Raw genomic sequence first — 23,715 nt, forward strand, 5'->3', positions numbered from 1 at the left:
TTCGCTGGCCGGAGCCGGGTTCGTGGCTGCCGGCACCGTACGACGGCTGATGTGACGGGGCGCCGGTTGGGTTCCGGTTTGCCCGTGTCAGCTTGCCCGTGCCAACGCCACTGCATCCGCGCCGGCAGGGAACCGGAGTTGGCCGGAGACATCGTTTGCAGCCTGCCAGACGGCTTCCGCCACGTCGGTTTCCCGAGTGACCAGGGCCGGGCTGGCGAAAGCAGCGAAGATCGGCCCGGCGTAGGCCGCATAGGCCTCGGGTATCAGATCCTGGATGCGAACCTCCGTGTTCTCGGCAAAGCGCGTGGTCGGGGCGTAGCCGGGTTCGACAAGCTTGGCGCGCACTCCGAAAGCCTCGAGCTCGTGAGCCAGCGATCCGGTGAAGCCTTCGATGGCCATCTTGCTGGCGGTGTAGGCTGCCGCCAGCGGCATGGGGGCGAGCGTCACGCTGGAGGTGACGTTGACGACCACGCCCGATCTGCGGACCCGGAACTGCGGGATCACGGCCTGGGTCATCGCCATGACGCCGAAGGTGTTGGTCTCGAAGACCTTCCGTACATGGACCATCGGCGTTGCCTCGAAGGCGCCGACCACGCCGATGCCGGCATTGTTGACGAGCACGTCGATCGGCCCGCTTTTCTCCAGCGCCGCCGCGATGCTCTCCTGGCTGGTGACGTCGAGCGGCAGCACGCGGATGCGCTCGGAGCTGGGCAGGGCGCCCTCGCGCGGCGTGCGCATGGTGGCGATGACGTTCCAGCCTTGGGTGTAGAAGTGGCGCGCTGTCTCGAGGCCATAGCCGGACGAGCAGCCCGTGATCAGGACGGTTTTCATGGAAAATTCTCTTTCTTGAGGTTGACGCCGAAGGCATAACGTCCAAGATCGGGACTGACGCCGATGAGAAGTCCGAATTTCATTTGCGAAAGTCCGGAATGTCCGATCCGCTGTCCCAGGTCATTGAACTGCTGCGGCCCCGCGCCGTGTTCTCGAAAGGGATCAGCGGCGCCGGGCGCTGGGCGGTTCGCTATTCCGCATTCGGACAGCCGAGTTTCTGCGTGGTGCTGGAGGGGCGGTGCCGGCTTGCCGTCGATGGCGAGGACGCCATCGCTCTGGAGGAGGGGGACTTCGTGCTCCTGCCGGCGACGCCGGCCTTCAGCATGTCGGGCTTCGAGCCGGCGACGCCGAGACAGATCGATCCGAAGGCCGCGCCCGCGCCGACGGAAGACATTCGACACGGCCAAGCCGATGGGCCTCCCGATGTGCGCCTGCTCGGGGGCTACTTCGTCTTCGATTCTCCGGACGCGTCGCTGCTGCTATCGCTCTTGCCCGGGATGGTCCACATCCGGGGCGTCCAACGCCTTGCCACGCTGGTTCGGCTCGTTGGGGAGGAGGCGAGCGGGCAGTGCGCCGGCCGTGACCTCGTGCTGGCGCGTCTCATCGAGGTGTTGTTGATCGAGGCGCTGCGGGCAACGCGAGGGCAGTACGCGCCGCCGGGACTGCTGCAGGGACTGGCCGATTCCCGTGTCGCCGAGGCGCTGCGGCTGATGCATGGCGATCCGGAGCGATCCTGGACGGTGGCAGAACTCGCCAGAGACGCCGGCATGTCGCGCTCGGCTTTCTTCGATCGCTTCATGCGCACGGTCGGGCTGCGGCCGATGGAATATTTGCTCGCCTGGCGCATGGCTGTCGCCAAGAGCCTGCTATCGGCCGGTGACGTGGCGCTCGACGAGGTTGCGAGACGCGTCGGCTATGGCTCGGCGAGCACGTTCAGCACGGCATTCAGCCGTCATGTCGGTCAGCCGCCCGGCCGCTATGCGCGGCGGGCGCCGGCTACTCCATCACCGCCGCTTTGAGGATGCAGACCATCAGCGCGCTGCCGGGCTGTTCGCCGACGCAGCGGACGACGTGGCGGCGGTCGCAGCGATAGCGCAAGGTCTCGCCTGCCTTGGCGCGCTGGACGATGTCGCCGACCTCGACCTCGAATTCACCCGAGGTCACCGAGAGGGACTCGATCGAGCCGCGCTGGTGACCTTCGGAATCGAGCTCGCCGCCCGGCTCCGACTGAACTTCATACCATTGCAGCCATTCGACCGTCTTGATCCAGCCGACGATGGCGAGGCGGAGCTTGCCATCTTCCGAAACCAGGATCGGCGTATCGGCCCGGGCGGTCTTCTCGATGAAGGGCTCTTCCTCGCCGCTGGAGAGGACGCGCTCGATCGAGATGTCGAGGGCCTGCGACAGCCGCCAGATCGTCGCCAGCGTCGGATTGGTCTCGTTGCGCTCGATCTGGCTGATGATCGACTTGGCCACGCCGGACTGTTCGGCGAGTTCGGAGAGCGAGAAGTTGTAGGCCTTGCGCAGGCGCTGGATCGTCTTTCCGAGCTGGCCCGAGATGACCTGAGCCCCGGATTCGAACTCGCGTCCGCCACGCTCTTTCGTCTCGATGCCCATCCTGTCTTAGCCTGCCTCACATGCGGGATCGTTTGCACAAGCGAACGATCGTTTGTCTGAGCGGACAATGCCCGGTTGAAGCGCCCGGAGCAAGCCGAGACTGTGGCCGCGGGTACTCAGGTGGCGCGAGTCGAGCCGATCTCGCGCTGCTCGCGCTTCAGCAGGCCGAGCCTCTGCTCGCGCAGGATGACGTAGATCCCCGATGCGATGACGATCACGGCGCCGATCAGGATCGTGCTGACCGGCCATTCGCCGAACAGGAACCAGCCGATGATGACCGCCCAGATCATCGTCGAGTATTCGAAGGGCGCGATCAGCGAGGCGTCGCCGAAGCGATAGGCCTGGACGAGCAGGATCTGGCCGAGGCCGCCCAGGATGCCGATCGCGACCATCAAAGCCGCATCGGGCAAGTCCGGCATGCGCCAGCCCAGGGCCATGGTGGCAAGCCCGAGCGCGCTCGTCAGCAGCATGAAATAGAAGACGATCGCGCCGGTCGGCTCCGTCTTCGTCAGCAGCCGCACCTCGATCGAGGCGAAGGCCGAGCAGAACGCGCCGGCCAGGCCGAGCGCTGCACCCAAAGCCGGTCCCGCCTGCAGTCCCTGCGAGAGCGTGCCACTCGTGAGATGCGGCGAGAGCATGATCAGGACGCCGATGAAGCCGATCGTCACGGCGCTCCAGCGGTAGATCCGCACGCGCTCCTTGAGCACCAGCGCCGCCAGCACGACGACGCCGAGCGGTGCGGCATAGCCGAGCGCCACCGCATCCGAAAGCGGCAGGAACTGGAGCGCCGCAAAGCCGCAGAACATGCCGGTCGAGCCGATGACGCCACGCTTCATGTGGCCGCGGAGATTGTTCGTCTTGAGCGCGCCGGGCAGTTCGGAGCGCCAGGCCAGCCAAATCAGCAGCGGAATCAGCGCGAAGAAGGAGCGGAAGAAGACGAGTTCGCCGGTCGGATAGCGCGCCGCGGTCGCCTTGATGCCGGCCGACATCAGCGTGAAGGCCAGCGCCGAGATCAGTTTCAGGCTGATGCCAAGGAGAGGGGACAACGGACCGGCGCGGTGGGAGGACAAGGCGACGGCGGACGCCGCTGAAGGGCCGCCGTTAGAACACGTCCAGTCCGGGTCGCAAAGCGTGAAGGCTGCAACCCCGATAGGCGGCCTGCGGGAAGCCGGCCGCCTGTCGGGTTGTCGTCAGAAACTGCCCCGGAAGGCGCCGCCGTCGATCAGGAAATTCTGGCCGGTGATGTAGCCGGCATGGGTGCTGGCGAGGAAGGCGCAGAGCTTGCCGAACTCGTCGGCCTCGCCGAAGCGGCCGGCGGGCACATCGCCCCGGCGCGCCTGCGCCATCTCCTCGATCGAGAGGCCCTTGATTGCGGCCATCTTCGTCAGCCCGGTCTTCAGCCGGTCAGTATCGAACATGCCAGGCAGGATGTTGTTGATGGTGACATTGGCATGGGCGACCTCGCGCGCCACGCCCGAGAGGAAGGCGGTGAGCCCGGCGCGGGCGGCCGAGGAGACGTCGAGGCCGGTCAGTGGCGTCAGAACGCTGGCCGAGGTGATGTTGACGATGCGCCCGAAGCGCCGCTCCATCATGCCGTCGACAACGCGCTGCACCAGTTCGAGCGGTGTCGCCATGTTCTGGACGACACCCTCCAGCAGCGCTTCGCGCGACACATCGCGAAACGGTTTCGGCGGAGGGCCGCCATTGTTGTTCACCAGAATGTCCGGCTTCGGGGCTGCTGCGAGCAAGGCATCCTGACCGGCGCGGGTCGAGACGTCGGCGACGACGGGAATGACCGTTGCACCGGTGCTGGCACGAATCTGGCTCGCTGTCGCCTCGAGTGTCGCGCCGTCGCGGCCATTGATCACGACGGTGCAGCCGGCCTCCGCCAGCGCTTCCGCGCAGCCGCGGCCGAGACCCTTGCTGGAGGCGCATACAATGGCCGTGCGGCCGGAAATTCCCAGATCCATGGCATTTCTCCGAAGGCTTCGTGCCTTGAACCCCGGACAGACCACGGATCGCTGGTTCCGTCATCAAAGCGCAACGCAAATCAGACACATGCCGGACGCATCGCAACGAGATGGACCGGCGGGCATGGGCGACGAGGACGACGCGAAGCAGGTTCGCAGCATCTTCATCTCGGATCTCCACCTCGGCACGCGCGGGGCGCAGGCCGATCTGGTCCTGGAATTCCTGCGGGCCTATGACGCCCCCCAGATCTATCTCGTCGGCGACATCGTCGACGGCTGGCGGTTGAAGAGCGGCTGGTATTTTCCGCAGGCGCATAACGACGTCATCCAGAAGCTGCTGCGGAAAGTCCGCAAGGGCTCGAAGCTGATTTACGTCACGGGCAACCATGACGATTTCCTGCGGGACTTCACCGGGCTGCAGTTCGGCGGCATCACCCTGGTCGACGAGGTCATTCACGAGACGGCCGACGGCAAGCGCCTGCTCGTGATCCATGGCGATCTGTTCGATCTCGTCGTGCGCAACGCCAAATGGCTCGCGCTGTTGGGCGACTGGGCCTACACGGCCGCTCTGGCCTCGAACACCTTGGTCAACAAGGTGCGCCGCTGGTTTGCGCTGCCGCACTGGTCGCTCTCGGCCTGGGCCAAGCACAAGGTCAAGAACGCGGTCAACTATATCGGCGAGTTCGAGACCTGCCTGGCCGCCGAGGCGCGCCGGCACAGCGCCGACGGCGTCATCTGTGGCCATATCCATCACGCCGCCTTTCGCGAGATCGACGGGCTAACCTACATCAACACGGGCGACTGGGTCGAAAGCTGCACGGCCTTCGTCGAGCACCATGACGGGCGCTTCGAGCTGATCCGCTGGCCGCAGGGCCGGCGCAAGGGCGAGGTGCCGGTGCCAGTCGTCGTGCCGGCGCGGCCCAACGCGGTGCCCGAGCTGGTCGAGGCCGCCTGATGCGCGTCATGATCGCAACGGATGCCTGGCGTCCGCAGATCAACGGCGTCGTCCGCTCGCTGGAACGGATGGTGGAGGCGGGGCCCGATTTCGGCGTCACGCCGAAGATGCTGACGCCGGAGGGCTTCCGCCAGATCGGGCTGCCGAGCTATCCCGATATCCGCATCGCACTGGCGACACGGCAGGCGCTGGCCGAGAGGATCGCGGATTTCGGGCCCGACCACATCCATATCGCGACGGAGGGGCCGATCGGCTGGCTGACGCGGGCGGTCTGCCTCGCCCAGAAGCGGCGCTTCACGACGAGCTATCACACCCGCTTCCCGCAATATGTCGCGGCGCGCTGGCCTATCCCCGAAAGCTGGAGCTACGGTTTCCTGCGCCGTTTCCACGGGCCGGCGGCGGCGGTGATGGTGTCGACCGGCTCCGTCGAGGCGGAGCTGCGCCAGCACGGCTTCGAGAAGATCGTGCGCTGGGGCCGCGGCGTCGATCTCTCGTTGTTCCATCCGCGCCCGCAAAGCGTTCTCGATCTACCGCGCCCGATCTTCCTCAGCGTCGGCCGCGTCGCCGTCGAGAAGAACCTCGATGCGTTCCTGTCGCTGCGGTTGCCGGGCAGCAAGGTCGTGGTCGGCGACGGGCCGGCGCGCGCCGATCTGCAGAGCGCCTTTCCCGATGTCACCTTCCTCGGCACGCGTGAAGGCGAGGAACTGGCGGCGATCTATGCCTCCTCCGATGTCTTCGTCTTCCCGAGCCTGACCGACACCTTCGGCATCGTGCTGCTGGAGGCCGCCGCCAGCGGCCTGCCGGTCGCGGCCTTTCCGGTGCAGGGGCCGAGCGATGTCTTCGCCGGCAGCGGGGCTGCGGTGCTGAATGACGATCTGCGGTCGGCGGCGTTGCAGGCGCTACGCATCCCGCGCGAGGCCTGCCTCGAACTCGCGGCCGGCCATAGCTGGCGGCGCAGCGCGGCGCAGTTCTACGGCCATATCCGACAAGTGGCGGACCAGAATGCGGGGCGGCTGCCGCGCAACGAGGCGACCCTGCCCCAGGCGCCCGGCGTCACAGCCTTCGCGAGCGGGCGTGTCGCGGAAGGGCTGGGGCCGAGGCGTCTGCCGGCTTGAGCTCGGCGCGGAAGCCGTCGCGCCTCTCATGCACCGAGGCGATGACCAGGCCCATCGGCACGCCCAGCCCGACCAGCGCCGCCTCCGAAAGCTGAAGGCTCGCCTCGATCGTCTCCGGCACCGCATCGTTGACGCCGATCCGGTAGAGATGGCGGGCATGGGCCGCGTCGCGGGCGCGGGCGACGATGACGAGATCGGGCCGGAGCGCGCGGGCCGCCAGAACGGTCGCGTCGACGGCACGGGCATTGTCGATCGTCACGATCAAGGCGGTCGCCTCGTCGAGGCCACAGAGCCGCAGAAAATCCGGCTTGGTGGCATCGCCGTAGAAGGCGGGGCGATTGGCACGGCGCTGGGCTGCGATCAGCGAGGCGTCGGAATCGATCGCGATATAGGGCTTGCGATGCTCGTCGAGCATGCTGCCGACGAGTTGTCCGACACGGCCGCAACCGACGACGATGGCCCGCGCTGAGTGATCATGCGGGGGCAGGACCTGCGCCTCGTCGGGCAGGATGATCGGAACGGCGAGCTTCAATGTCAGGGCGCGAGCCAGACGTGCCAGCAAAGGCAGCGCGATCATGGTCAGCGAGACGCTGGCGAGGACGAGGCTCGCGGCCTCCTGGCCCAGGAGTTTGGCGCCGACCGCACCGTTCAGCAGGACGAAGGCGAATTCGCCGCCGGGGCCGATCATGATCGCGGTTTCGAGCGCCGTCGCCTTCGACAGGCGGAAGAGGCGGGCCAGCCCGAAGACGAGCAGCGACTTCGCGGTGAAAAGGCCGATCGCGATGGCGAGGATCGCAAAGGGGTGCGCGGCAAGCTCGGCCGGGTTCACGCTCATGCCGACGGTCAGGAAGAAGACACCGATCAGGAGCGACTTGAACGGATCGATCGTCACCTCGATGGCGCGCCGATACTCGGTCTCCGCCAGCAGCAGCCCGGCGATGAAGGCTCCCAGGCCCATCGAGAGGCCGGCGGTGGCCGCGATCATGCCCGTCCCGAGGGCGATCAGCAGCGTCGCTGCCATGAAGCTCTCCGGCGAATCTGTCGAGGCGACAAGGCGGAAGAGCGGCCTCAGCGCCCGCCGGCCCACCAGCACGATGATCGCGATGGCGGCGAAGGCCTGGAGCAGCGCCTGGGCGAGACCTGCCAGCAGCGAGCCACCGCCATTCTGCGCGCCCAGCACGCTGACGAGGAAGAGCAGGGGCACGACCGCGATGTCCTGGCAGATCAGCACGGCGAAGCTGGCGCGGCCGGCAGACGAGGTCATGCGCTTCTTGGCGGACAAGAGCTCGACCACCATCGCGGTCGAGGACAGGGCGAGGCCGAAGCCGATGATCAGCGCGGCTGCGGCCGGCTGCCCCAGCGCATAGGCGACCGTCCCGATGGCGCCGGCGGAGAGCGCGACCTGGCCAAGCCCCAGCCCGAAGACCAACCGGCGCATCGTCACCAGACGCTCGAAGGAGAGTTCGAGCCCGATCACGAAGAGCAGGAAGGCGACGCCGAGTTCGGCCGGCCCGGCCAGGGCCTCCGCGCTCGACACCGTGATGGTGCTGAGCAGCGGGATCGAAGAGACCAGCCCACCCAGCCCGAAGGGACCGAGCAGGGCACCGCAGGCCATGAAGGCGACGATCGAATTGATCTTGAAACTCTTGGCGAAGGGCACGATCACGCCCGCCGTCGCGAGCACGACGGCGGCGTCCTTGTAGACGGAAGGGTCGACGGTTCCGGCCAAAGGGGGCGCCTTACGATTCGGGTAGCAGGAAGGAAGCCTGCGGACTGTGCGGGCTGGGTCGCGGCAACACAACCTCGCGATGTTGCAGTTTGCCGAAATTCGCCTTTCCGTCTGCGGTCTTAGCCGAACCGGCTTGCGTGGAGCCTGACAGGGGAGGTTTCCTGTTCGGGCCGTCCTGCGCTAGCGTTGGCCCTCATTCGTCAGAAGGCCTCCGCATGCGTTTCGCCGGTACCGAGAACTATGTCGCCACCGAAGACCTCACCGTCGCCGTCAATGCCGCGATCCGGCTGGAGCGGCCCTTGCTGGTCAAGGGCGAGCCGGGCACCGGCAAGACCGTGCTGGCCGAGGAGATCGCGGCGGCGCTGAAGGCACCGCTGATCACCTGGCATATCAAGTCGACCACCAAGGCGCAGCAAGGCCTCTACGAATACGATGCGGTCAGCCGCCTGCGCGACAGCCAGCTCGGCGACCCGCGCGTCTCCGACATCGGCAACTACATCAAGCGCGGCAAGCTCTGGGAGGCCTTCGTCGCGCCCGAGCGCCCCGTGCTGCTGATCGACGAGATCGACAAGGCCGATATCGAATTCCCCAACGACCTCCTGCTCGAGCTCGACCGCATGGAGTTCCATGTCTACGAAACCGGCGAGACGATCAGGGCGGCGCGGCGGCCGGTGATGATCATCACCTCCAACAACGAAAAGGAGCTGCCGGATGCCTTCCTGCGCCGCTGCTTCTTCCACTACATCCGGTTCCCGGATGCGCAGACCATGCAGGCCATCGTCGAGGTGCATTTCCCGGGCATCAAGAAGCGGCTGATGGAGGAGGCGCTTAAGCTGTTCTTCGAGGTCCGCGACGTGCCGGGAATCAAGAAGAAGCCCTCGACCTCGGAGCTGCTCGACTGGCTGAAGCTGCTCGTCGCCGACGAGATGACCCCCGAGATGCTGCGCGAGCGCGATCCGCGCAAGCTGATCCCGCCGCTGCATGGCGCGCTGCTGAAGAACGAGCAGGACGTCTCGCTGTTCGAGAAGCTGGCGTTCATGGTCAGGCGGGACGGGCGGTAACGAGGCCCAGCATACTGCTCAGGATGAGGGCTAGGGGCATCCCAACGCGATCTCGTCGCGGCCGCCGCGGTCCAGCCTTGCCCCTTCCGTTTGGAATTAACTTTCTGGTAAGAGTTTCCGCGTTCCTTCCGGTGACGACGGCCCGCCGCTTGCGGCAGCCCCGATCCCGCATTCAGGAGGCTGTTGCATGAAGCGCGCCGTGATCGTTGCCGATGCTGTCCGTTTTTCGGGCACGGCCCGCTACAGCCGCAAAGCGATCCCGCTGCTGATTTCACTGGCTGCGCCGGCCCTGGGTGCCTGCAGCATGTCGCCGGTCGAGACCGCTTCGACAACCGCCGCGCCGGTGGCAAAGTCGTCCCAGGAGGCTCGCAAGCGCGCCGTCGCCCTGGCCAAGGCCGATCCGCGCGAGAAGGAATGCCTCGTCCGCGCGATGTATTTCGAATCGAACCGATCGAATGACGGCGGCCTGCTCGGCGTCGGCACGGTCGTGATGAACCGGGTGGAGTCGCCGCGCTATCCCGAGACGATCTGCGGCGTCGTCGGCGCCCCGCGCCAGTTCGCCGCTGGCGTAATGACGCGTCCGATGTCGCCTCGCGATCTGCCAAGGGTCGAGGCTGTCGCCGAGGATATCCTCAACGGCCGGCGCAACGAGGCCGTTGGAGCTGCAAAGCATTTTCATATGGCCGGCATGCGCTTTTCCTATGCCAACATGCACTACCTGACAGTGGCCGGCGGTAACGCCTTCTACCTGAAGGGCGAACGGCCCGAGCGGCGGCGCATCGAGGAGCCGAGCTATCAGCTCGCTGCGGTGTCCGAGCCTGCGCCTTTGACCACCACCGCATCGTCTTCGGCGCTGACCTCCTTCGCCGCCGCGCCGCCGGCCTTCGCACCGGCTGCCACGCCTGCAAGTCCGGCGTTGACCGTGCTCGTCACTGCACCGCTGCCGCCCGGGAGGCCGCTCGATCTCGACCTGCCCAAGAAGACCGCGCGCGCCTTCGTCTCCCCGCCGAAGACCGTCGCCCGTCTGGCTGCGCTGATGCCCGATACAAGCCGGCCTCGCGGCCTGCGGCTCGACTGACCCGCGGCGGGTCGACGCAGCTCGCGGCCCGAAGCGTTACCCATAAACTCGAGCCTGTGCCGGCCATGGAACCGCTCGACGCCGCCGGGGTTGGATGACGACAATGTCGGCTGCCTCACCCTCGATGGCCGCGCGAAACCGGAGCGGTGATTCGATGAAATGGCAGGCAGCGGTCGCAATGGGTTTGGTCTGTGCCGGCTGCGCCACGCAGCCTCAGACCTACGCCGAAGGGCTTGGAACGAGCGATTCGAAATGGCAGAGCGCCGCCTGCAAGACGATGCGGCAGCGAGCGGGCGCCTATGAGCAGGAAGAGAGCGAACGTTTCAAATCGGAGTTCCTGATGCACGCGATCAGCCCTTCAGGCACATTGGCGACCGTCAATGTGACGAACCAGCGGAACGTCAAGCGCCGGCAGTTCAGCCGGGATCTGCACCTGGCCTGCTCCAGCCGGCCGCTTCCCGCTGACCTGACGAACATCCCCGAGATTCAGCCGCCGCCGATGCTCGACACCGGCAGAGGCAACTGACCTCGGTCGGACTGGAACAGGCGCGGCGACACTCGCAAAATGCTGCCGACGCCATTAGGTTTCAGCGATGCGACGCCTCATGCTGCTCCGTCACGCGAAATCGAACTGGCCCGCCGGTATGGTCGACCGCGAGCGGCCGCTCGCGGCGCGAGGTCACGAGGCCGCTCCCGTGATGGGGCGCTATCTGGCCGATGAATTGCTGCTGCCGGACCTCGTGCTGGTCTCGCCGGCGCGCCGCACGCAGGAGACCTGGGACCTGGTCTCGCCGATGCTTGCGGAAAAGCCCGGCATCCAGCACGAGCCCCGGATCTACGAGGCGAAGGCGCAGCGGCTGCTTGAGGTCGTGCAGGAGACCGCGCCCTCCGTGCGGACGCTGCTGATGATCGGCCATAATCCTGGCTTCGAGGACCTCGCGGCGCTGCTGAGCGGCCATGGCGACCGCTATGCCGCTGCGCGCATGGCGCAGAAATATCCGACCTGCGGGCTCGCCGTGCTGGATTTCGCGGTCGAGGACTGGCGCGACGTCGCGGCCCGTGGCGGCCGCCTCGATCGCTTCGTGACGCCGGCCTCGCTGGGCGAAGGGCCGGACGAGTGAGGAAGGCCCTCCGTCGCAAGGCCGCCGCATCGTGAGCCAGGGTTCCTATCTCGACGAGGCGCGCAATGCCGCGCTTGCCTTCGGCGACAGCCTGCTGGGGATGGCACGGCCACGGCTGCGGCTCGGCGTCACCGGCCTGTCGCGCTCGGGCAAGACCGTCTTCACCACGGCGCTGATCCAGAATCTGATCGAGGGCGCGAAGCTGCCGGTGCTGAAGGCCGCGACCGAGGGGCGGATTTCGCGCGTGCGCCTGGTGCCGCAGCCCGATCCGGAGATACCGCGGTTTCCCTATGAGGCGCATCGGGCCTCGCTCAACGGCGAGGCGCGGCGCTGGCCGGACTCGACGCGGCGGATTTCGGAGCTGCGCGTCGAGATCGACTACGAGCGCGCCGCCGGCTGGTTCAAGGGGCCGGCGACACTGACCCTCGACATCGTCGACTATCCCGGCGAATGGCTGCTCGATCTCGCGCTGCTCGGACAGGACTACAAGGCCTGGTCGCGCCAGGCGGTCGGCGATGCGCGCAAGAGCCACCGACAGCAGGCCGCAGCGGCGTGGCTTGCCGACCTTCCGTCGCGCGATCCGGCCGGGCCGCCGGACGAACTCGCTGCCGAGGCGGCGAGCGACCTTTTCAAGACCTATCTCGCGCGGCTGAGGGCCGATCCGGAAGCGGTGGCCGTGACGCCGCCGGGGCGTTTCCTGATGCCCGGCGATCTCGAAGGCTCGCCGGCCCTGACCTTCGCACCGCTTGATCTCGGCCATGATGCCGCGCCGCGGCCCGGCACGCTCGGCGGGCTGATGGCGGAGCGTTTCGAGGCCTATAAGCGCGTCGTGGTGGCACCTTTCTTCCGCGACCACTTCGCCCGGCTCGACCGGCAGATCGTGCTGGTCGACGTGCTGGCTGCGCTCGATGCCGGGGCGCCGGCGCTGGCCGATCTCGAGACCGCTCTCGGGCAGGCACTGGCGGCTTTTCAGGTCGGACGCAATTCCTGGCTGTCGAGCCTGTTTTCGCCACGCATCGAGCGCGTGCTCTTCGCCGCGACCAAGGCCGACCATGTCCACCATACCAGCCATGACCGGCTGGCGGCGGTGATGTCGCATCTCGTTGGCCGCGCCACCGCCCGTGCCCAGGGCGCCGGAGCCCGGGTCGAGGCCATGGCGCTCGCCGCGGTACGGGCGACGCGGGAGGTCAGGATCAGGCAGGGCCGCGAGGACCTGCCTGCGATTGCCGGTGTGCCGGAAGCCGGCGAGACGATCGATGGCGAGGTTTTCGACGGGGTCGGCGAGGCTGCGATCTTTCCAGGCGAACTGCCCGAGCGTCCCGAGGCGGTCTTCGAGCCGCAGGCACGCTGGCAGATCCGGGCGCCGCGCTTCCGGCCGCCGCTGGTTGCGCCCGATGCCGGCGGGCGCAACTGGCCGCCGCCGCAGATCCGCCTCGACCGTGCGCTCGAATTCCTGATCGGGGACAGGCTGGCATGAGCAAGGCGCCCCGCGCGGTCAGGCTGGACCCGACGAACCCCGATGCCGCCATCGATGAAATCGCTCGCGAGGGCGGCATCGCGATCCTGCCGGAGAGCGAGCCGATCGACGTCGCCGAACCCGCGGCCGTTCCAGTCGCGAAGCGAGGCTGGTCCTGGGGCAGCCTGTTCGTGGCTGGGCTCTCCGGCTTCCTGACGCTTTCGATCGGCGTCTGGGCCGAGCGCACCATCGTCTCGCTGATGAACCAGAGCCCGGTGCTGGGCTATGCGGCGCTGACCTGCGCGGCCATCGCGGCCCTGGCGCTGTTCGTCATGCTCCTGCGCGTGCTGCGCGACATCCTGCGCGAGCGCAAGGTCGAGACGCTGCGCCTGCGCGCCACGACCGCACTCGCCGGGAGCAGCCTGACGGAAGCCCGCGCGGTCGCCGAGGAACTGGCCCGCCTCTACGCCTCGCGGGCGGAGACGGCCAAGGGACGTGCGTTCCTCGCTGATAGCCTGCGGCAGCTCTTTGCGGCGCGCGACGTGCTGACCGTCGCCGAGCGCAGCCTGATGGCGCCGCTCGATGCGGCAGCCCAGGCGCAGATCGCGCAGGCGGCGCGGCGCGTCTCGCTCGTCACGGCTGTGAGCCCGCGGGCGCTGATCGACGTCGTCTTCGTGCTCGTCGCCTGCGCCAGGCTGCTGCGGGCGATCGCGGGCATCTATGCCGGGAGGCCGGGCACGCTCGGTCTGATCCGACTGGCGCGGCAGGTGCTCGGCCATCTCGTGGTGACCGGCGGGATCGCCGCGGGCGATGCGGTGATCCAGCAGGTGGTGGGGCAGGGGCTGGCGGCGCGGCTTTCGGCCAAGCTTGGCGAGGGCGTTCTGAACGGGCTGCTGACCGCGCGGATCGGGCTGGCGGCGCTCGCCGTCTGCCGGCCGCTGCCCTTCGTCGAGGCGACGCCGCCGACATTGGCGGACGTCGCGGGAGACCTGACCTCCTGGCGCAGTGCGCCGGAGCAGGGCGCGCCCTGAACGGTGCCGTGAGCCCGGCCGCTTAGGCAGATTCTGCCGGGGATGGCGGATTCTGCCCGGCGGAAGCCGCCGCGAAACGCCTTCTAAACCATCCAAGTCATTGAGATATCAGGCGCCCGATCATGGCATGCGCCGTGCAATCCTAGCCTCGAAGTTGAAGGTCGCCCTGGAGGGCGCCGGTCGAGGTGAGGGTTTCATGGGTGTCTTCAGCGCGTTGACGACAGCGGTTTCGGGAATGCAGGCGCAGTCCTATGCGTTGGAAAACATTTCCGGCAACATCGCGAATTCCCGCACGGCCGGTTTCAAGCGGGTCGATACGACCTTCAGCGATCTGGTGCCGGATTCGGCGCTGAACCGGCAGATCGCAGGCTCGGTCGCGGCCTTCAGCCAGGCGACCAATTCGATTCAGGGCGACCTGTCGGCGACGCGGATCGACACCAACGCGGCGATCAACGGCGACGGCTTCTTCGTCGTCGACCAGCGCCTGAACGGCGTCGGCACCAACATGCAGTTCTCCAACAGCAATCTCTACACGCGGCGTGGCGATTTCGATTTCGACGCCAACGGCTATCTCGTCAACGGCGCGGGCTACTATCTGAAGGGCTTGAAGATCGACACGGTGACGGGCTCGCTGATCGGCACCCAGCCCGAAGTGCTGCGCATCACCAAGGAGCAGTTCCCGGCCAAGGCGACGACCTCGATCGAGTATCGCGCCAATATCCCGGCCTTTCCCGGCACCAACAACGCCGACGCGACCGTTCCCGGCTCGGAACTGCTGAGCCCGACGGGCTTCACGAGCAACCCGCTCTCGACCACGCAGGGCGGCACCGGCCTCGTCATCGGCAGCGAAATCACCAACTTCCTCAGCCAGTCGATCCCCGGTGGCTCTGTCACCGTCTATGACTCACTCGGCAAGGCAACCAGCGTCGAGCTGCGTTGGGCGAAAACCACCAACGCCTCCGCCGGCCCGCCGGCGACGACCGACACCTGGAACCTGTTCGTGGCCGAGAACACCGGCGCGACGGGCGCCGCCGTCGCCTATCGCAACGCCAATGTCGACATCACCTTCGACTCGACAGGCCAGATGACCGCGCCCGCGACCGGCAACATCGCGTTGCCGACGATGACCATCGCCGGCACCACGATTACCGGCATCCAGGTCACGACCGGCGGCAACGGCCTGACCCAGAACGGCGATGTCAGCGGCCAGATCGACGCCCGCTCGATCCGGCAGGACGGCTACACCGCCGGCACGCTCGACCGCACCTCGGTCTCGGCCGACGGCCAGGTGATCGGCACCTTCAGCAACGGCCAGGTCGTGGCGCTGGCGCAGCTCTCGGTCGCGCGCTTCAACGCCGACAACGCGCTGAAGCGGCTCGACGGTGGCGCCTTCGAGGAGACGATCGAATCCGGGCCGCCGATCATCGGGCTCGGCACTTCGCAGCTCATCGGCGGCAATGTCGAGCAGTCGAATACCGACATCGCCGACGAATTCTCGAAGATGATCGTCACCCAGCAGGCCTATTCGGCCAACACCAAGGTGATCACGACGGCGCAGGAGATGCTGCGCGACGTGTTCAGCATCATCCGCTGAGGTCTTCGAAGCAGGGTTTGGCGCGGTCCAGAAGGGCCGCAGGTAGCGACAGGAGCTGACGATGGGTCTCAGCACGTCCCTCAACACCGCGATCTCGGGGCTCAACGCCACGCAGGTCGGCATCGGCGTCGTCTCGCAGAACGTCGCCAATGCCGGGACGACCGGCTATGTCCGCCGCACGGTCTCGACTTCGGACAGCCTGAGCGGGCTGACCGTCGGGACGCAGAGCACGCAGGTCCAGCGCCTGCTCGACAAGATCGTCCAGCACCAGCTCTGGCAGGAATCCGCCGGGGCGGCCTATACCTCGACGCGCGCGGACATGATGTCGAGCGTCGACAAGCTCTATGGCGCGCCGGGCAGCGCGACGGCCCTCGACACGATCTATAACGGCTTCACCAGCGCGCTCCAGGCGCTGCAGAACGATCCGTCGTCCTACAGCCTGCGCTCGGGCGTGCTCGATTCGGCGACCCAGCTCGCCAGCCGGCTGAACACGCTCTCCGACGGCGTGCAGGCGCTGCGCGCGCAGGCGGAAAGCGGCATCGGCAGCGCGGTCACGCAGGTCAACAACCTGCTCGGCGCGCTGACCAACGTGAATGCCCGGATCGTCGGGACGCCCAACGATCCCTCGACCGCCAACCTCAAGGACCAGCGCGACCTGATCCTGTCGGAGCTGTCGCAGTATATCGACATCAAGACCAGCGAGGATGCGCGCGGCTCCGTCAGCGTCGTGACCGGCTCGGGCACGCAGATCTTCGACGGCCGGCCGGCGGTGACCTTCGGCTTCGACGAGCATTCCAATCTCGGGCCGGACGACCAGTGGAGCAGCGATCCCACCAAGCGCGGTGTCGGCACGATCACCATGACCACCAGTTCCGGTGGCGTGATGGATGCGATCGCCAACAAGACGTTCCGCTCCGGCGAGATCGCGGCCTTGGTCGAAATGCGCGACAAGACGCTGGTCCAGTCGCAGGCTCAGCTCGACGAGATCGCGGCGCAGCTCTCCAGCGCGCTGTCGGACCGCGAGATCGCCGGCACTGCCGTCACGGCGGGCGCTGCGACCGGCTTCGACGTCGACCTCGCCGGGCTGCAGTCCGGCAACAAGGTCACGCTCGACTATGCGGTGACGCCGGGTAGCGCGACGCAGCGCTTCACCTTCGTGCGTGTCGAGTCGGCCGGGTCGCTGCCCCTGCCGGCTTCCGCCAGCGGGGATGCCAACAACCGCGTCATCGGCATCGATTTCTCGGGCGGGCCGGCTTCGGTCGCGGCCCAGATGCAGGCCGCGATCGGCGGCGGCTTCACCGTTTCCAACGCCGGCTCGGTGCTGCGCATCGTCGATGACGGCGCGGCGGGGACGCGCGACGTCAAGGCGCTGACGGCCGGGCCGACCGCGACGAGCCTGTCCTCGGCCGGCGGCAGCGCCGAGCTGCCCCTCTTTGTCGATGGCGGCGCCGGCGGCGCGGCCTATACGGGCTCCTTCGAGAGCGGGTCGCAGGCTGTCGGCTTTGCCGGGCGGATCGCGATCAACCAGGCGCTGATCGCCGATCGCTCGAAGCTCGTGACCTTCGACACGACCACGGCACAGGGCGACGCGACGCGGCCGAAGCTGATGCTGGAGCGCCTGACCCAGAGCCCGCGCGCCTTCACCAATCGCACCGGTCTCGATGGCGCGACCGCGACGACGAGCGCGACCGTCTCGAGCTTCGTGCAGCGCGTCGTCTCCTCGCAGGGGCAGGCGGTGGAAACCGCGCAGCGGCTCGACGAGGGCCAGCAGGTCGCGCTGGCCGCGGTCCAGAGCCGTTTCCAGGAGACCTCGCAGGTCAATGTCGACCAGGAGATGGCGACGCTGATCGAGCTCCAGACCGCCTATGCCGCCAACGCCCGCATCATCTCGACCGTCAAGGAGATGATGGACGTTCTGATGAGAGTGTGAGCGCGCCATGACCATCACCTCCTACGGCACAGGGGCCTATCGCGCCGCCAAACCCAGCAGCTTCGTCTCCAACCGCGCCGAGCTCACCGACCTCGAACGTCAGCTCGCGACGCAGCAACGGGCCGAAAGCTATGGCGATCTCGGCATGGACCGGCGCACCAGCCTCGATCTCAACGCCAAGGTCTCGAGCCTGGATTCCTGGCTCGGCGGGATCGCGCTGGCCAATGTCAATCTCAAGCTGTCGTCGCAGATGGTGGAGAATTTCGCCAAGCTGACCAACGAGACCGTCAACGACACGCGCTCCAACAGCTATGTCGCGAGTTCGACCGGCCGCTCCGCGCCGCAGGTGCTGGCGGAGGAGAAGTTCAAGCAGACCCTCGACATGCTGAACACCTCCGTGAACGGCCGCTACCTGTTCTCGGGAAAGACCTCCGACACCCAGCCGACGGTCAGCTACAGCGAGATCATGGAGGGCGACGGAACCGGGCGCGCCGGCCTGAGGCAGTTGATCTCGGAGCGTCGGGAGGCCGACCTCGGCGTCTCGGGGCTTGGCCGCCTGACGACGGGCGGGGCCGGGCCGACCGCGACCATCGCCGATGAGGCGCCGGTCCACAGCTACGGCTTCAAGCTCGCCGGTGCTTCGAGCAGCTCGGCCGCGATAACGCCGACCTTCACCGCCGGCCCGCCCGCCGACATCTCCGTCGCCGTGGCCAGCCTGCCGGCCGCGGGCGACACGCTGCGCATCAAGCTCGACCTGCCGGACGGCACGCAGCAGGAGATCGTGCTGACGGCGCGGGCGCCCGGAACCGACGGCTCCGACGCCAACAGCTTCGAGATCGGGGTCGACGTCAACACGACCGCGGCCAATCTGCGCGGCTCGATCAACGCCGCGCTGACCAAGGAGGCGGCGACGTCGCTCTCGGCCGCGTCGTCACAGGTCGCGGCCGAGAACTTCTTCGCCGGGAGCCTCAGCAGCCCGCCGCTGCGCGTGCCGGGTCCGCCCTACAATACCGCCACGGCCGCGCCTGCGGCAGGAACCGCCGCCAATACCGTGATCTGGTACCAAGGCGATGACGGCAGCGACCCGGCCCGCAGCACGGCGACCGTCCAGATCGACAAGGGCCAGACCGTCGGCACCGGCGCGCGCGCCAACGAGGAGACCTTCCGGGTCGGCCTGGCGCAGTTCGCGGTGATGGCGATCGAGACCTTCCCGGCCAGCGACGCCAACTCGCAGGCGCGCTACGAGGCGATGACGGCGCGCGTCAGCGAACATCTCGGCTTCGGCGGCAGCGTCCAGAAGCCGGCGGAGATCATCACGGAGCTCGGTTCCGCCCAGACTGCGCTGGCGCGTGCCAAGGAACGCCACGAGAGCACCAAGAACTACCTGACGACGACGCTGGCCGGCGTGGAGAACGTCACGACCGAGGAGGTCGCGGTGCAGATCCTGGCGCTCCAGACCCGGCTCCAGGCGAGCTACCAGACGACGTCGCTGCTGTCGAAGCTCTCGTTGACGAACTATCTCTGAAACGTCGTCAGGTCGGAATCAAAAAAGGGGCGTCACCGCAAGCACGGTGACGCCCCTTTTCGATCTCGAAGCAAGCCGCAGGTCTCAGCGGTTGCGCAGGCCGGCGGCGATGTCGCGATTGATGCCGACCAGAACGCGCAGGCCCTCGGGAGCGGGGCTCGCGGAAATCCTGAAGGTCTGGTTGAAGATGAAATTGGCCAGGCTGAGAATATTGGTCTTGATGCCGATCGGCAGCGGGTTGTCCTCGGCCACGACGGCGGAGACAAGCAGTGTCCAAAGCTTGCGATTGTAGTTCAGCGCGTCGTCGAGATCGCGATCGGCCAGCGACCAGTCGTCTGAAATCGCCTGCAGCCGGACAGCGGCCTTGATCAGAAGAGAAGCTTCGAGTTCGCGGGGAGAGACGACCGACTGGTTGGCTCTGGCGGCAGAGGCGTACGCATTAAACCCGTGTTGCATTCTCGATAAGTTCCGCTTCGTAAGCGATCAGCTTTTTTGCTGCCTTGAGAGCTTTGTAGAGATCGCTGCTTAAGATGCGGTTATTAATCTCGTGAATATGCGGGAGGGCGCTCGGCGCCGCCTGGACGAAGTCACGCACAAGCTCGAAATAGACCTCGTGCTGATGCATCGGGTCCTGCGCCAGATACATGAGCTGGATGGCGAGATAGATTTTCTTGGCCGGGCTGTCGGCGGTGGCGGCGGTGAGGATGTCCTTCTCGCGCAAGATCGGGGCGTCGCCCTCGATGAAGAAGCGCGTCCGCTGCTCGTCGTTGCGGATCACCACCTGGCCGATGATGATGCGCTCGCGGGGCTTGAGCTCGACCTTGAGAGCCATGTTCGTCTGAGCCTTCCGGCTGGGGGAGGGGCGTTGCGGCGTCGTCTTCGGCTGGGTCAGCCGAAGAGCCTGAGCACGCCCTGGTCGGCCTGGTTGGCGAGCGACAGGGCGGTCTGGGAGAGCTGCTGGCGGGTGTTGAGCGCGAGCAGGCTGGCGCCTTCGGCGTTCGGATCGGCCAGGACCAGGTTGTCGGCGCCCGAGGTCAGGACGTTGGCCAGTTCCTTGGTGAAGTCCTGACGGGTCTGCGCGACCGAGAGGTTCGAGCCGAGGGTGGAGGACAGCGACTTGAGCGAGGTCAGCGAGCCGGTCAAGGCCTCTGTCGCCTTGTCCAGGTCGAGATCGTTCTGGAAGTTGAAGAACCCGGCAAGCTGGGTGTTCGTCGCCTGGACGATGCCGAGATTGTCGGAGCTGAGGGTCGAGCCCTGGATGTCGAGCTTGGTCTGGTTGGTGCCGGTCTTCTCGTTGAAGACGATCGAGAGACGGTCGCCCTGCAGCAGGTTGATGCCGTTGAAGCTGGAATCCTTGGCGAGCTTGTCGATCTGGTCGCGAAGATCGTTGAACTGCTGAATGAGGTTCGAGCGGACGGCGGAGGTAATGTTGCTGCCGGTGATCGTCGTCGTGGCGAAGGCATTGTCGGTGAGCGCGAAGCCGAAATCGGTGTTGTCGCTGGCGACGCCCGTCGCCGTAGTGTCGGCGGTGACGCCGGCTGCCGCGATTTCGGCCGCGGTCGGCGCACCGGCAACAGCCGGCGTGAAGGTGGCCGTGCCGATACCGAACTCGACCTTTTCCGAGCCGACGCCCTTGATGTTGAGCTGCCCCTTCTCGTCGACGAAGGCGGTGGCGATGCCGGATTTGTTGATTTCGTTGACGACGTCGCGAACGGTCCCGTTGGTGCTCAGGAACGAGGCCTTGTAGGTGGTGGTCCCCGTCTTCAGATAGATCGAGGTCGTCGACTGGTCGCCGGCCGCCAGGACAGGGCCGCCGACGTTACCAGCATAGGTCGCCGTGGCGCTGTTTGCGGTCGGAGCCGTGTTGTCATCGACGATCCGCTTGTCGAGGGCGATGTCCTTTAGGCTCTTGCTGGTCAGCGCGGCTTCCGTTGCCGTGCTGAGCGCCGTGCCAGCCTTGGTCGGGCGGTTCTGGGCCGCGTCGGCCTGGGCCTGCTTCACCGTCGACTGGAGCGACTGCACCAGCTTGGTGATGCCGTCGATGCCCTTGGACGCGGCCTGGATGGTCTGGATGCCGTTGGAGATGCCGTCGAGCAAGCCGGTGAGCTGGCTCGAGCGATCATTCAGCGACTGTGAGGTGAAGTAGTTGACCGGGTTGTCGATGGCCGAGTTGACGCGCTTGCCTGTCGCCAGCCGGTTCTGGATGACGCTCTGCTGAGCCGATGTCTGCTGCAGGGTGAGCAGGTTGTTGCGGACGCCGCTCGAGAGAATTGTGTTGGCCATCGTCGGTCCCCTGGAAACGCGATTCGCGCGCCTGTCCGGTTTGATCTGGGCCGATAATCCCTCGTTAAGGATAATAACTGGTTAATGCCGCTCGTGGTTCGGGCCGCCGACGCGCCGTTGCCGCAGCGCGGCGCTGTGCGGGGAGGGGCTTTATGCAGAAAGGCGGCGGAGCTTGCGCTCCGCCGCCTTCTTGTCTTCGGCCCACATTCTGTGGGCTTGCCCGCTTCTGCGGACGAAGGATCAGAACAGACGCAGGACGGCCTGATCGGACTGCGAGGAGAGCGACAGCGCCGTCTGCGACAGCTGCTGGCGGGTCTGCAGCGAGAGCAGGTTGGCGGCTTCCTCGTTGGCGTCGGCATTCACCAGGTTGCTGGCGCCGGTCGACAGCACGTCAGCCAGATCCTTGGTGAAGTCCTGGCGGGTCTGGGCGACCGACAGGTTGGCGCCGAGCGAGGACGACAGCGACTTCAGCGAGGTCAGAGCGCCGGTCAGCGCCTCGGTCGCCTTTGTCAGGTCCGAGTCGTTCTGGAAGTTCGAGAACCCGGTGAGCTGCGTGTTGGTGGCCTGGGTGATGCCGAGGTTGTCGGAGCTGATCGTCGAGCCCTGAATATCCAGCTTCGACTGGTTCTTGCCGGTCTTTTCGTTGAACTGGATCGAGACCTTGTCGCCGCCGAGCAGGTTCACGCCGTTGAAGCCCGCATCCTTGGCCAGTTCATCGATCTGCGTGCGCAGGTCGTTGTACTGCTGGATGAGGTTGGAGCGAACCGCGGAGGTGACGTTCGACGAGGTGAGTTCCGAGGTCGCGGTGACGGCGTCGGCAGCAAGGAAACCGATCGCGGTATTGGCGCCACCGGCCTGAGCCGAAGTGGTCGCCGCCGCAGCATCGACGCCTGCGCCAAATCCGAACTTGACGGTCTCGGAGCCGGTGCCCTTGACGTTGAGCTGGCCCTTTTCGTCGACGAACGCCGTGGCGATGCCCGACTTGTTGATCTCGTTGACGACGTCGCGAACGGTCGTGTTGGCGGTATCGAACGTGGCTTCGTAAGTCGTGGCACCGGCAGTGATCGACAGAGCCAGCGTGTCGCTGGCCTCGATGACACCCAAGTCACCGGCGCTGGAGGCGGTCGCGGCGTTCTTGATACCGTCGTCGAGGACGTCGACACCGGCCGTATCGCCGATATTCTTGTCGAGAGCGATGTCCTTCAGGCTCTTGGAGGTCACCGCCGCTTCAGCTGCGGTAGCGAGAGCCGCGCCGGCCTTAGTCGGACGGTTCTGGGCCGCGTCGGCCTGGGCCTGCTTGACGGTGGACTGAAGCGAACCGACCAGCTTGGTGATGCCGTCGATGCCCTTGGAAGCCGCCTGGACGGTCTGGATGCCGTTGGAGATGCCGTCGAGCAGACCCTTGAGCGAGTCCGAGCGGCTGTTCAGCGACTGTGCAGTGAAGAAGTTGACCGGATTATCGACAGCCGTGTTCACCTTCTTGCCGGTGGCAAGACGGTTCTGAACGGCGGCGGCCTGGCTGGTGATGGTCTGGAGCGAGGCGAGCGAAGAACGAACGCCGTTCGAGATAGCGGTAGCCATAATCGTAAACCCTTCTGGTTTGGTGCCTTCTGGCAGTCGCGATCATTCTGGCCGCGACACCCGGACACTCGGTCGGCAGCCCGTAACAACTGGTAAATTCGGGAGCTCGAATTGCGCCGGCCGGCGGCCAAACCGCGACGTGGTTACGCCGGCGTAAATGACGTAAGGGCAGCTCTCCGGAGGCGTGCCAAAACGAAAACCGCCCGCGCGATGCGGGCGGTTCGACGGTTTGCGGAGATGGCGCGATCGGAGGAGGGGAGGCGCTCAGGCCGTCCGCTCGACATAATGCTGCCTGGCCTCATCGGCCTCCCTGGCGCGCTCGGTCAGCTCGCGCGAATAGATGCGCAGCTTCAGGAGCGTCTCGTCGGGCAATTGCGAGATCGTCTCGCCTGTTTGGCTGTCCTTCTTCTGCAGCACGATGGCGCGCGTGCGCGGCTCGATCACGAGCCGGCGCTCGACGACCTCGTCCAGGTCCTGGTCGGCCTGGCGCTGCTGCTGCTGGTTTTCCGTGGTGCGGCGTTCGAAGCTGGCGCGGTTCTGGGCGTCGCGAGCGCGCGCATCGCGGTCCTGAGCACGGATATCCACCCTCACTGCGTCGCCGGCCTGCGCCGACTGAACCGTCTTTTCGGGGGCGAGCTCGACGGCGACGCTGCCTTGCGTCGCGACGACGTCGGCTCTCGCGACGGGGGGAGGGCCTCCGACAGGCGTGGTCCTGGGCGCGTTGCCAAAATCCATGGTCCACTCCTTCTGGAGTCGGGCACAGCGACGTGGCGCCACTGCTTGCCGTTCGCGCCGGACAGGGCGGACCTATCCGAACATGACCACGCTGGCAGAGAAG

Annotated in this window: 22 protein-coding genes; 12 read left to right on the plus strand and 10 right to left on the minus strand. The window is 66.8% G+C overall.

Going from position 1 to position 23,715, the window contains the following annotated elements; genetic code table 11:
• Window positions 1–87 precede the first annotated feature (87 nt).
• A complete protein-coding gene (locus C8D03_RS19200) occupies window positions 88–831 on the minus strand; it encodes an SDR family oxidoreductase (RefSeq protein ID WP_108048739.1) in 744 nt (247 codons plus the stop codon).
• A gap of 98 nt (window positions 832–929) precedes the next feature.
• Between C8D03_RS19200 and C8D03_RS19205 the strand changes: the two genes are divergently transcribed.
• The gene (locus C8D03_RS19205; RefSeq protein WP_108048741.1) at window positions 930–1,850 is read left to right on the plus strand and encodes an AraC family transcriptional regulator; all 921 of its coding nucleotides are present in this window, start codon (window positions 930–932) and stop codon (window positions 1,848–1,850) included.
• On the opposite strand, the gene C8D03_RS19210 is transcribed toward C8D03_RS19205, so the two are convergent.
• From C8D03_RS19210 to C8D03_RS19220, 3 genes are all read right to left on the minus strand, one after another.
• Window positions 1,828–2,448: a helix-turn-helix domain-containing protein gene (locus C8D03_RS19210; protein ID WP_108048742.1), complete on the minus strand. Its 621-nt coding sequence runs from the start codon at window positions 2,446–2,448 to the stop codon at window positions 1,828–1,830. The genes C8D03_RS19205 and C8D03_RS19210 overlap by 23 nt on opposite strands.
• 116 nt (window positions 2,449–2,564) lie before the next feature.
• Window positions 2,565–3,494 carry a DMT family transporter gene (locus C8D03_RS19215; protein ID WP_108048745.1) on the minus strand — a complete coding sequence of 310 codons (930 nt, stop codon included), beginning with the start codon at window positions 3,492–3,494 and terminating at the stop codon, window positions 2,565–2,567.
• A 144-nt stretch (window positions 3,495–3,638) separates the two neighbouring features.
• Window positions 3,639–4,418: an SDR family oxidoreductase gene (locus C8D03_RS19220; RefSeq protein WP_108048747.1), complete on the minus strand. Its 780-nt coding sequence runs from the start codon at window positions 4,416–4,418 to the stop codon at window positions 3,639–3,641.
• 124 nt (window positions 4,419–4,542) lie between these two features.
• Here C8D03_RS19220 and C8D03_RS19225 point away from each other — a divergent pair, with 124 nt between their 5' ends.
• Complete coding sequence (locus C8D03_RS19225) at window positions 4,543–5,373, plus strand: UDP-2,3-diacylglucosamine diphosphatase (RefSeq protein WP_108048749.1); 831 nt, start codon at window positions 4,543–4,545, stop codon at window positions 5,371–5,373.
• A complete protein-coding gene (locus tag C8D03_RS19230) occupies window positions 5,373–6,488 on the plus strand; it encodes a glycosyltransferase family 4 protein (RefSeq protein WP_108048751.1) in 1,116 nt (371 codons plus the stop codon). Before C8D03_RS19225 ends, C8D03_RS19230 begins: the two co-directional genes overlap by 1 nt.
• Here the strand turns inward: C8D03_RS19230 and C8D03_RS19235 are convergent.
• On the minus strand, window positions 6,427–8,217 hold the full coding sequence (locus tag C8D03_RS19235; RefSeq protein ID WP_248308535.1) for a cation:proton antiporter domain-containing protein: 1,791 nt from the start codon (window positions 8,215–8,217) through the stop codon (window positions 6,427–6,429). The genes C8D03_RS19230 and C8D03_RS19235 overlap by 62 nt on opposite strands.
• Window positions 8,218–8,432: 215 nt before the next feature.
• On the opposite strand from C8D03_RS19235, the gene C8D03_RS19240 reads away from it, so the two are divergent.
• From C8D03_RS19240 to C8D03_RS19280, 9 genes are all read left to right on the plus strand, one after another.
• Window positions 8,433–9,278: an AAA family ATPase gene (locus tag C8D03_RS19240; RefSeq protein ID WP_108048753.1), complete on the plus strand. Its 846-nt coding sequence runs from the start codon at window positions 8,433–8,435 to the stop codon at window positions 9,276–9,278.
• Window positions 9,279–9,465: 187 nt separating this feature from the next.
• Entirely contained in the window at window positions 9,466–10,356 is an 891-nt protein-coding gene (locus C8D03_RS19245; RefSeq protein WP_248308536.1) for a cell wall hydrolase, read from the plus strand.
• A 154-nt stretch (window positions 10,357–10,510) separates the two neighbouring features.
• Entirely contained in the window at window positions 10,511–10,882 is a 372-nt protein-coding gene (locus C8D03_RS19250) for a hypothetical protein (protein ID WP_146170231.1), read from the plus strand.
• 79 nt (window positions 10,883–10,961) lie between these two features.
• Entirely contained in the window at window positions 10,962–11,477 is a 516-nt protein-coding gene (locus tag C8D03_RS19255) for a SixA phosphatase family protein (RefSeq protein WP_248308537.1), read from the plus strand.
• Between the two features lie 28 nt (window positions 11,478–11,505).
• Window positions 11,506–12,954 (plus strand): YcjX family GTP-binding protein, encoded by a 1,449-nt coding sequence (locus C8D03_RS19260; protein WP_248308710.1) that lies wholly within the window; start codon window positions 11,506–11,508, stop codon window positions 12,952–12,954.
• On the plus strand, window positions 12,951–13,964 hold the full coding sequence (locus C8D03_RS19265; RefSeq protein WP_108048759.1) for a YcjF family protein: 1,014 nt from the start codon (window positions 12,951–12,953) through the stop codon (window positions 13,962–13,964). Before C8D03_RS19260 ends, C8D03_RS19265 begins: the two co-directional genes overlap by 4 nt.
• A 196-nt stretch (window positions 13,965–14,160) precedes the next feature.
• Window positions 14,161–15,558 carry a flagellar hook protein FlgE gene (locus C8D03_RS19270; RefSeq protein WP_108048760.1) on the plus strand — a complete coding sequence of 466 codons (1,398 nt, stop codon included), beginning with the start codon at window positions 14,161–14,163 and terminating at the stop codon, window positions 15,556–15,558.
• Window positions 15,559–15,619: 61 nt separating this feature from the next.
• Window positions 15,620–17,488 carry a flagellar hook-associated protein FlgK gene (flgK, locus tag C8D03_RS19275; RefSeq protein ID WP_108048763.1) on the plus strand — a complete coding sequence of 623 codons (1,869 nt, stop codon included), beginning with the start codon at window positions 15,620–15,622 and terminating at the stop codon, window positions 17,486–17,488.
• 7 nt (window positions 17,489–17,495) lie between these two features.
• A complete protein-coding gene (locus tag C8D03_RS19280; protein WP_108048765.1) occupies window positions 17,496–19,013 on the plus strand; it encodes a hypothetical protein in 1,518 nt (505 codons plus the stop codon).
• Between the two features lie 84 nt (window positions 19,014–19,097).
• Here C8D03_RS19280 and flaF read toward each other — a convergent pair whose 3' ends face one another.
• From flaF to C8D03_RS19305, 5 genes are all read right to left on the minus strand, one after another.
• Window positions 19,098–19,469 carry a flagellar biosynthesis regulator FlaF gene (gene flaF, locus C8D03_RS19285; RefSeq protein WP_108048767.1) on the minus strand — a complete coding sequence of 124 codons (372 nt, stop codon included), beginning with the start codon at window positions 19,467–19,469 and terminating at the stop codon, window positions 19,098–19,100.
• Entirely contained in the window at window positions 19,453–19,845 is a 393-nt protein-coding gene (gene flbT, locus C8D03_RS19290; RefSeq protein WP_108048770.1) for a flagellar biosynthesis repressor FlbT, read from the minus strand. Before flbT ends, flaF begins: the two co-directional genes overlap by 17 nt.
• 56 nt (window positions 19,846–19,901) lie before the next feature.
• A complete protein-coding gene (locus tag C8D03_RS19295) occupies window positions 19,902–21,296 on the minus strand; it encodes a flagellin N-terminal helical domain-containing protein (protein ID WP_108048772.1) in 1,395 nt (464 codons plus the stop codon).
• Between the two features lie 240 nt (window positions 21,297–21,536).
• Window positions 21,537–22,877: a flagellin N-terminal helical domain-containing protein gene (locus C8D03_RS19300; RefSeq protein ID WP_108048774.1), complete on the minus strand. Its 1,341-nt coding sequence runs from the start codon at window positions 22,875–22,877 to the stop codon at window positions 21,537–21,539.
• 264 nt (window positions 22,878–23,141) lie between these two features.
• A complete protein-coding gene (locus tag C8D03_RS19305; protein WP_108048776.1) occupies window positions 23,142–23,612 on the minus strand; it encodes a hypothetical protein in 471 nt (156 codons plus the stop codon).
• Between the last annotated feature and the right edge of the window lie 103 nt (window positions 23,613–23,715).

The organism is Bosea sp. 124 (genome assembly GCF_003046175.1).
Lineage (GTDB): Bacteria > Pseudomonadota > Alphaproteobacteria > Rhizobiales > Beijerinckiaceae > Allobosea.

Bases quoted from the DNA above. Each gene is read 5' to 3' on its own strand.
- C8D03_RS19200 (WP_108048739.1), bottom strand. From the start codon at position 831: ATGAAAACCGTCCTGATCACGGGCTGCTCGTCCGGCTATGGCCTCGAG.
- C8D03_RS19205 (WP_108048741.1), top strand. From the start codon at position 930: ATGTCCGATCCGCTGTCCCAGGTCATTGAACTGCTGCGGCCCCGCGCC.
- C8D03_RS19210 (WP_108048742.1), bottom strand. From the start codon at position 2,448: ATGGGCATCGAGACGAAAGAGCGTGGCGGACGCGAGTTCGAATCCGGG.
- C8D03_RS19220 (WP_108048747.1), bottom strand. From the start codon at position 4,418: ATGGATCTGGGAATTTCCGGCCGCACGGCCATTGTATGCGCCTCCAGC.
- C8D03_RS19225 (WP_108048749.1), top strand. From the start codon at position 4,543: ATGGGCGACGAGGACGACGCGAAGCAGGTTCGCAGCATCTTCATCTCG.
- C8D03_RS19230 (WP_108048751.1), top strand. From the start codon at position 5,373: ATGCGCGTCATGATCGCAACGGATGCCTGGCGTCCGCAGATCAACGGC.
- C8D03_RS19240 (WP_108048753.1), top strand. From the start codon at position 8,433: ATGCGTTTCGCCGGTACCGAGAACTATGTCGCCACCGAAGACCTCACC.
- C8D03_RS19245 (WP_248308536.1), top strand. From the start codon at position 9,466: ATGAAGCGCGCCGTGATCGTTGCCGATGCTGTCCGTTTTTCGGGCACG.
- C8D03_RS19250 (WP_146170231.1), top strand. From the start codon at position 10,511: ATGAAATGGCAGGCAGCGGTCGCAATGGGTTTGGTCTGTGCCGGCTGC.
- C8D03_RS19255 (WP_248308537.1), top strand. From the start codon at position 10,962: ATGCTGCTCCGTCACGCGAAATCGAACTGGCCCGCCGGTATGGTCGAC.
- C8D03_RS19265 (WP_108048759.1), top strand. From the start codon at position 12,951: ATGAGCAAGGCGCCCCGCGCGGTCAGGCTGGACCCGACGAACCCCGAT.
- C8D03_RS19270 (WP_108048760.1), top strand. From the start codon at position 14,161: ATGGGTGTCTTCAGCGCGTTGACGACAGCGGTTTCGGGAATGCAGGCG.
- flgK (WP_108048763.1), top strand. From the start codon at position 15,620: ATGGGTCTCAGCACGTCCCTCAACACCGCGATCTCGGGGCTCAACGCC.
- C8D03_RS19280 (WP_108048765.1), top strand. From the start codon at position 17,496: ATGACCATCACCTCCTACGGCACAGGGGCCTATCGCGCCGCCAAACCC.
- flaF (WP_108048767.1), bottom strand. From the start codon at position 19,469: ATGCAACACGGGTTTAATGCGTACGCCTCTGCCGCCAGAGCCAACCAG.
- flbT (WP_108048770.1), bottom strand. From the start codon at position 19,845: ATGGCTCTCAAGGTCGAGCTCAAGCCCCGCGAGCGCATCATCATCGGC.
- C8D03_RS19295 (WP_108048772.1), bottom strand. From the start codon at position 21,296: ATGGCCAACACAATTCTCTCGAGCGGCGTCCGCAACAACCTGCTCACC.
- C8D03_RS19300 (WP_108048774.1), bottom strand. From the start codon at position 22,877: ATGGCTACCGCTATCTCGAACGGCGTTCGTTCTTCGCTCGCCTCGCTC.
- C8D03_RS19305 (WP_108048776.1), bottom strand. From the start codon at position 23,612: ATGGATTTTGGCAACGCGCCCAGGACCACGCCTGTCGGAGGCCCTCCC.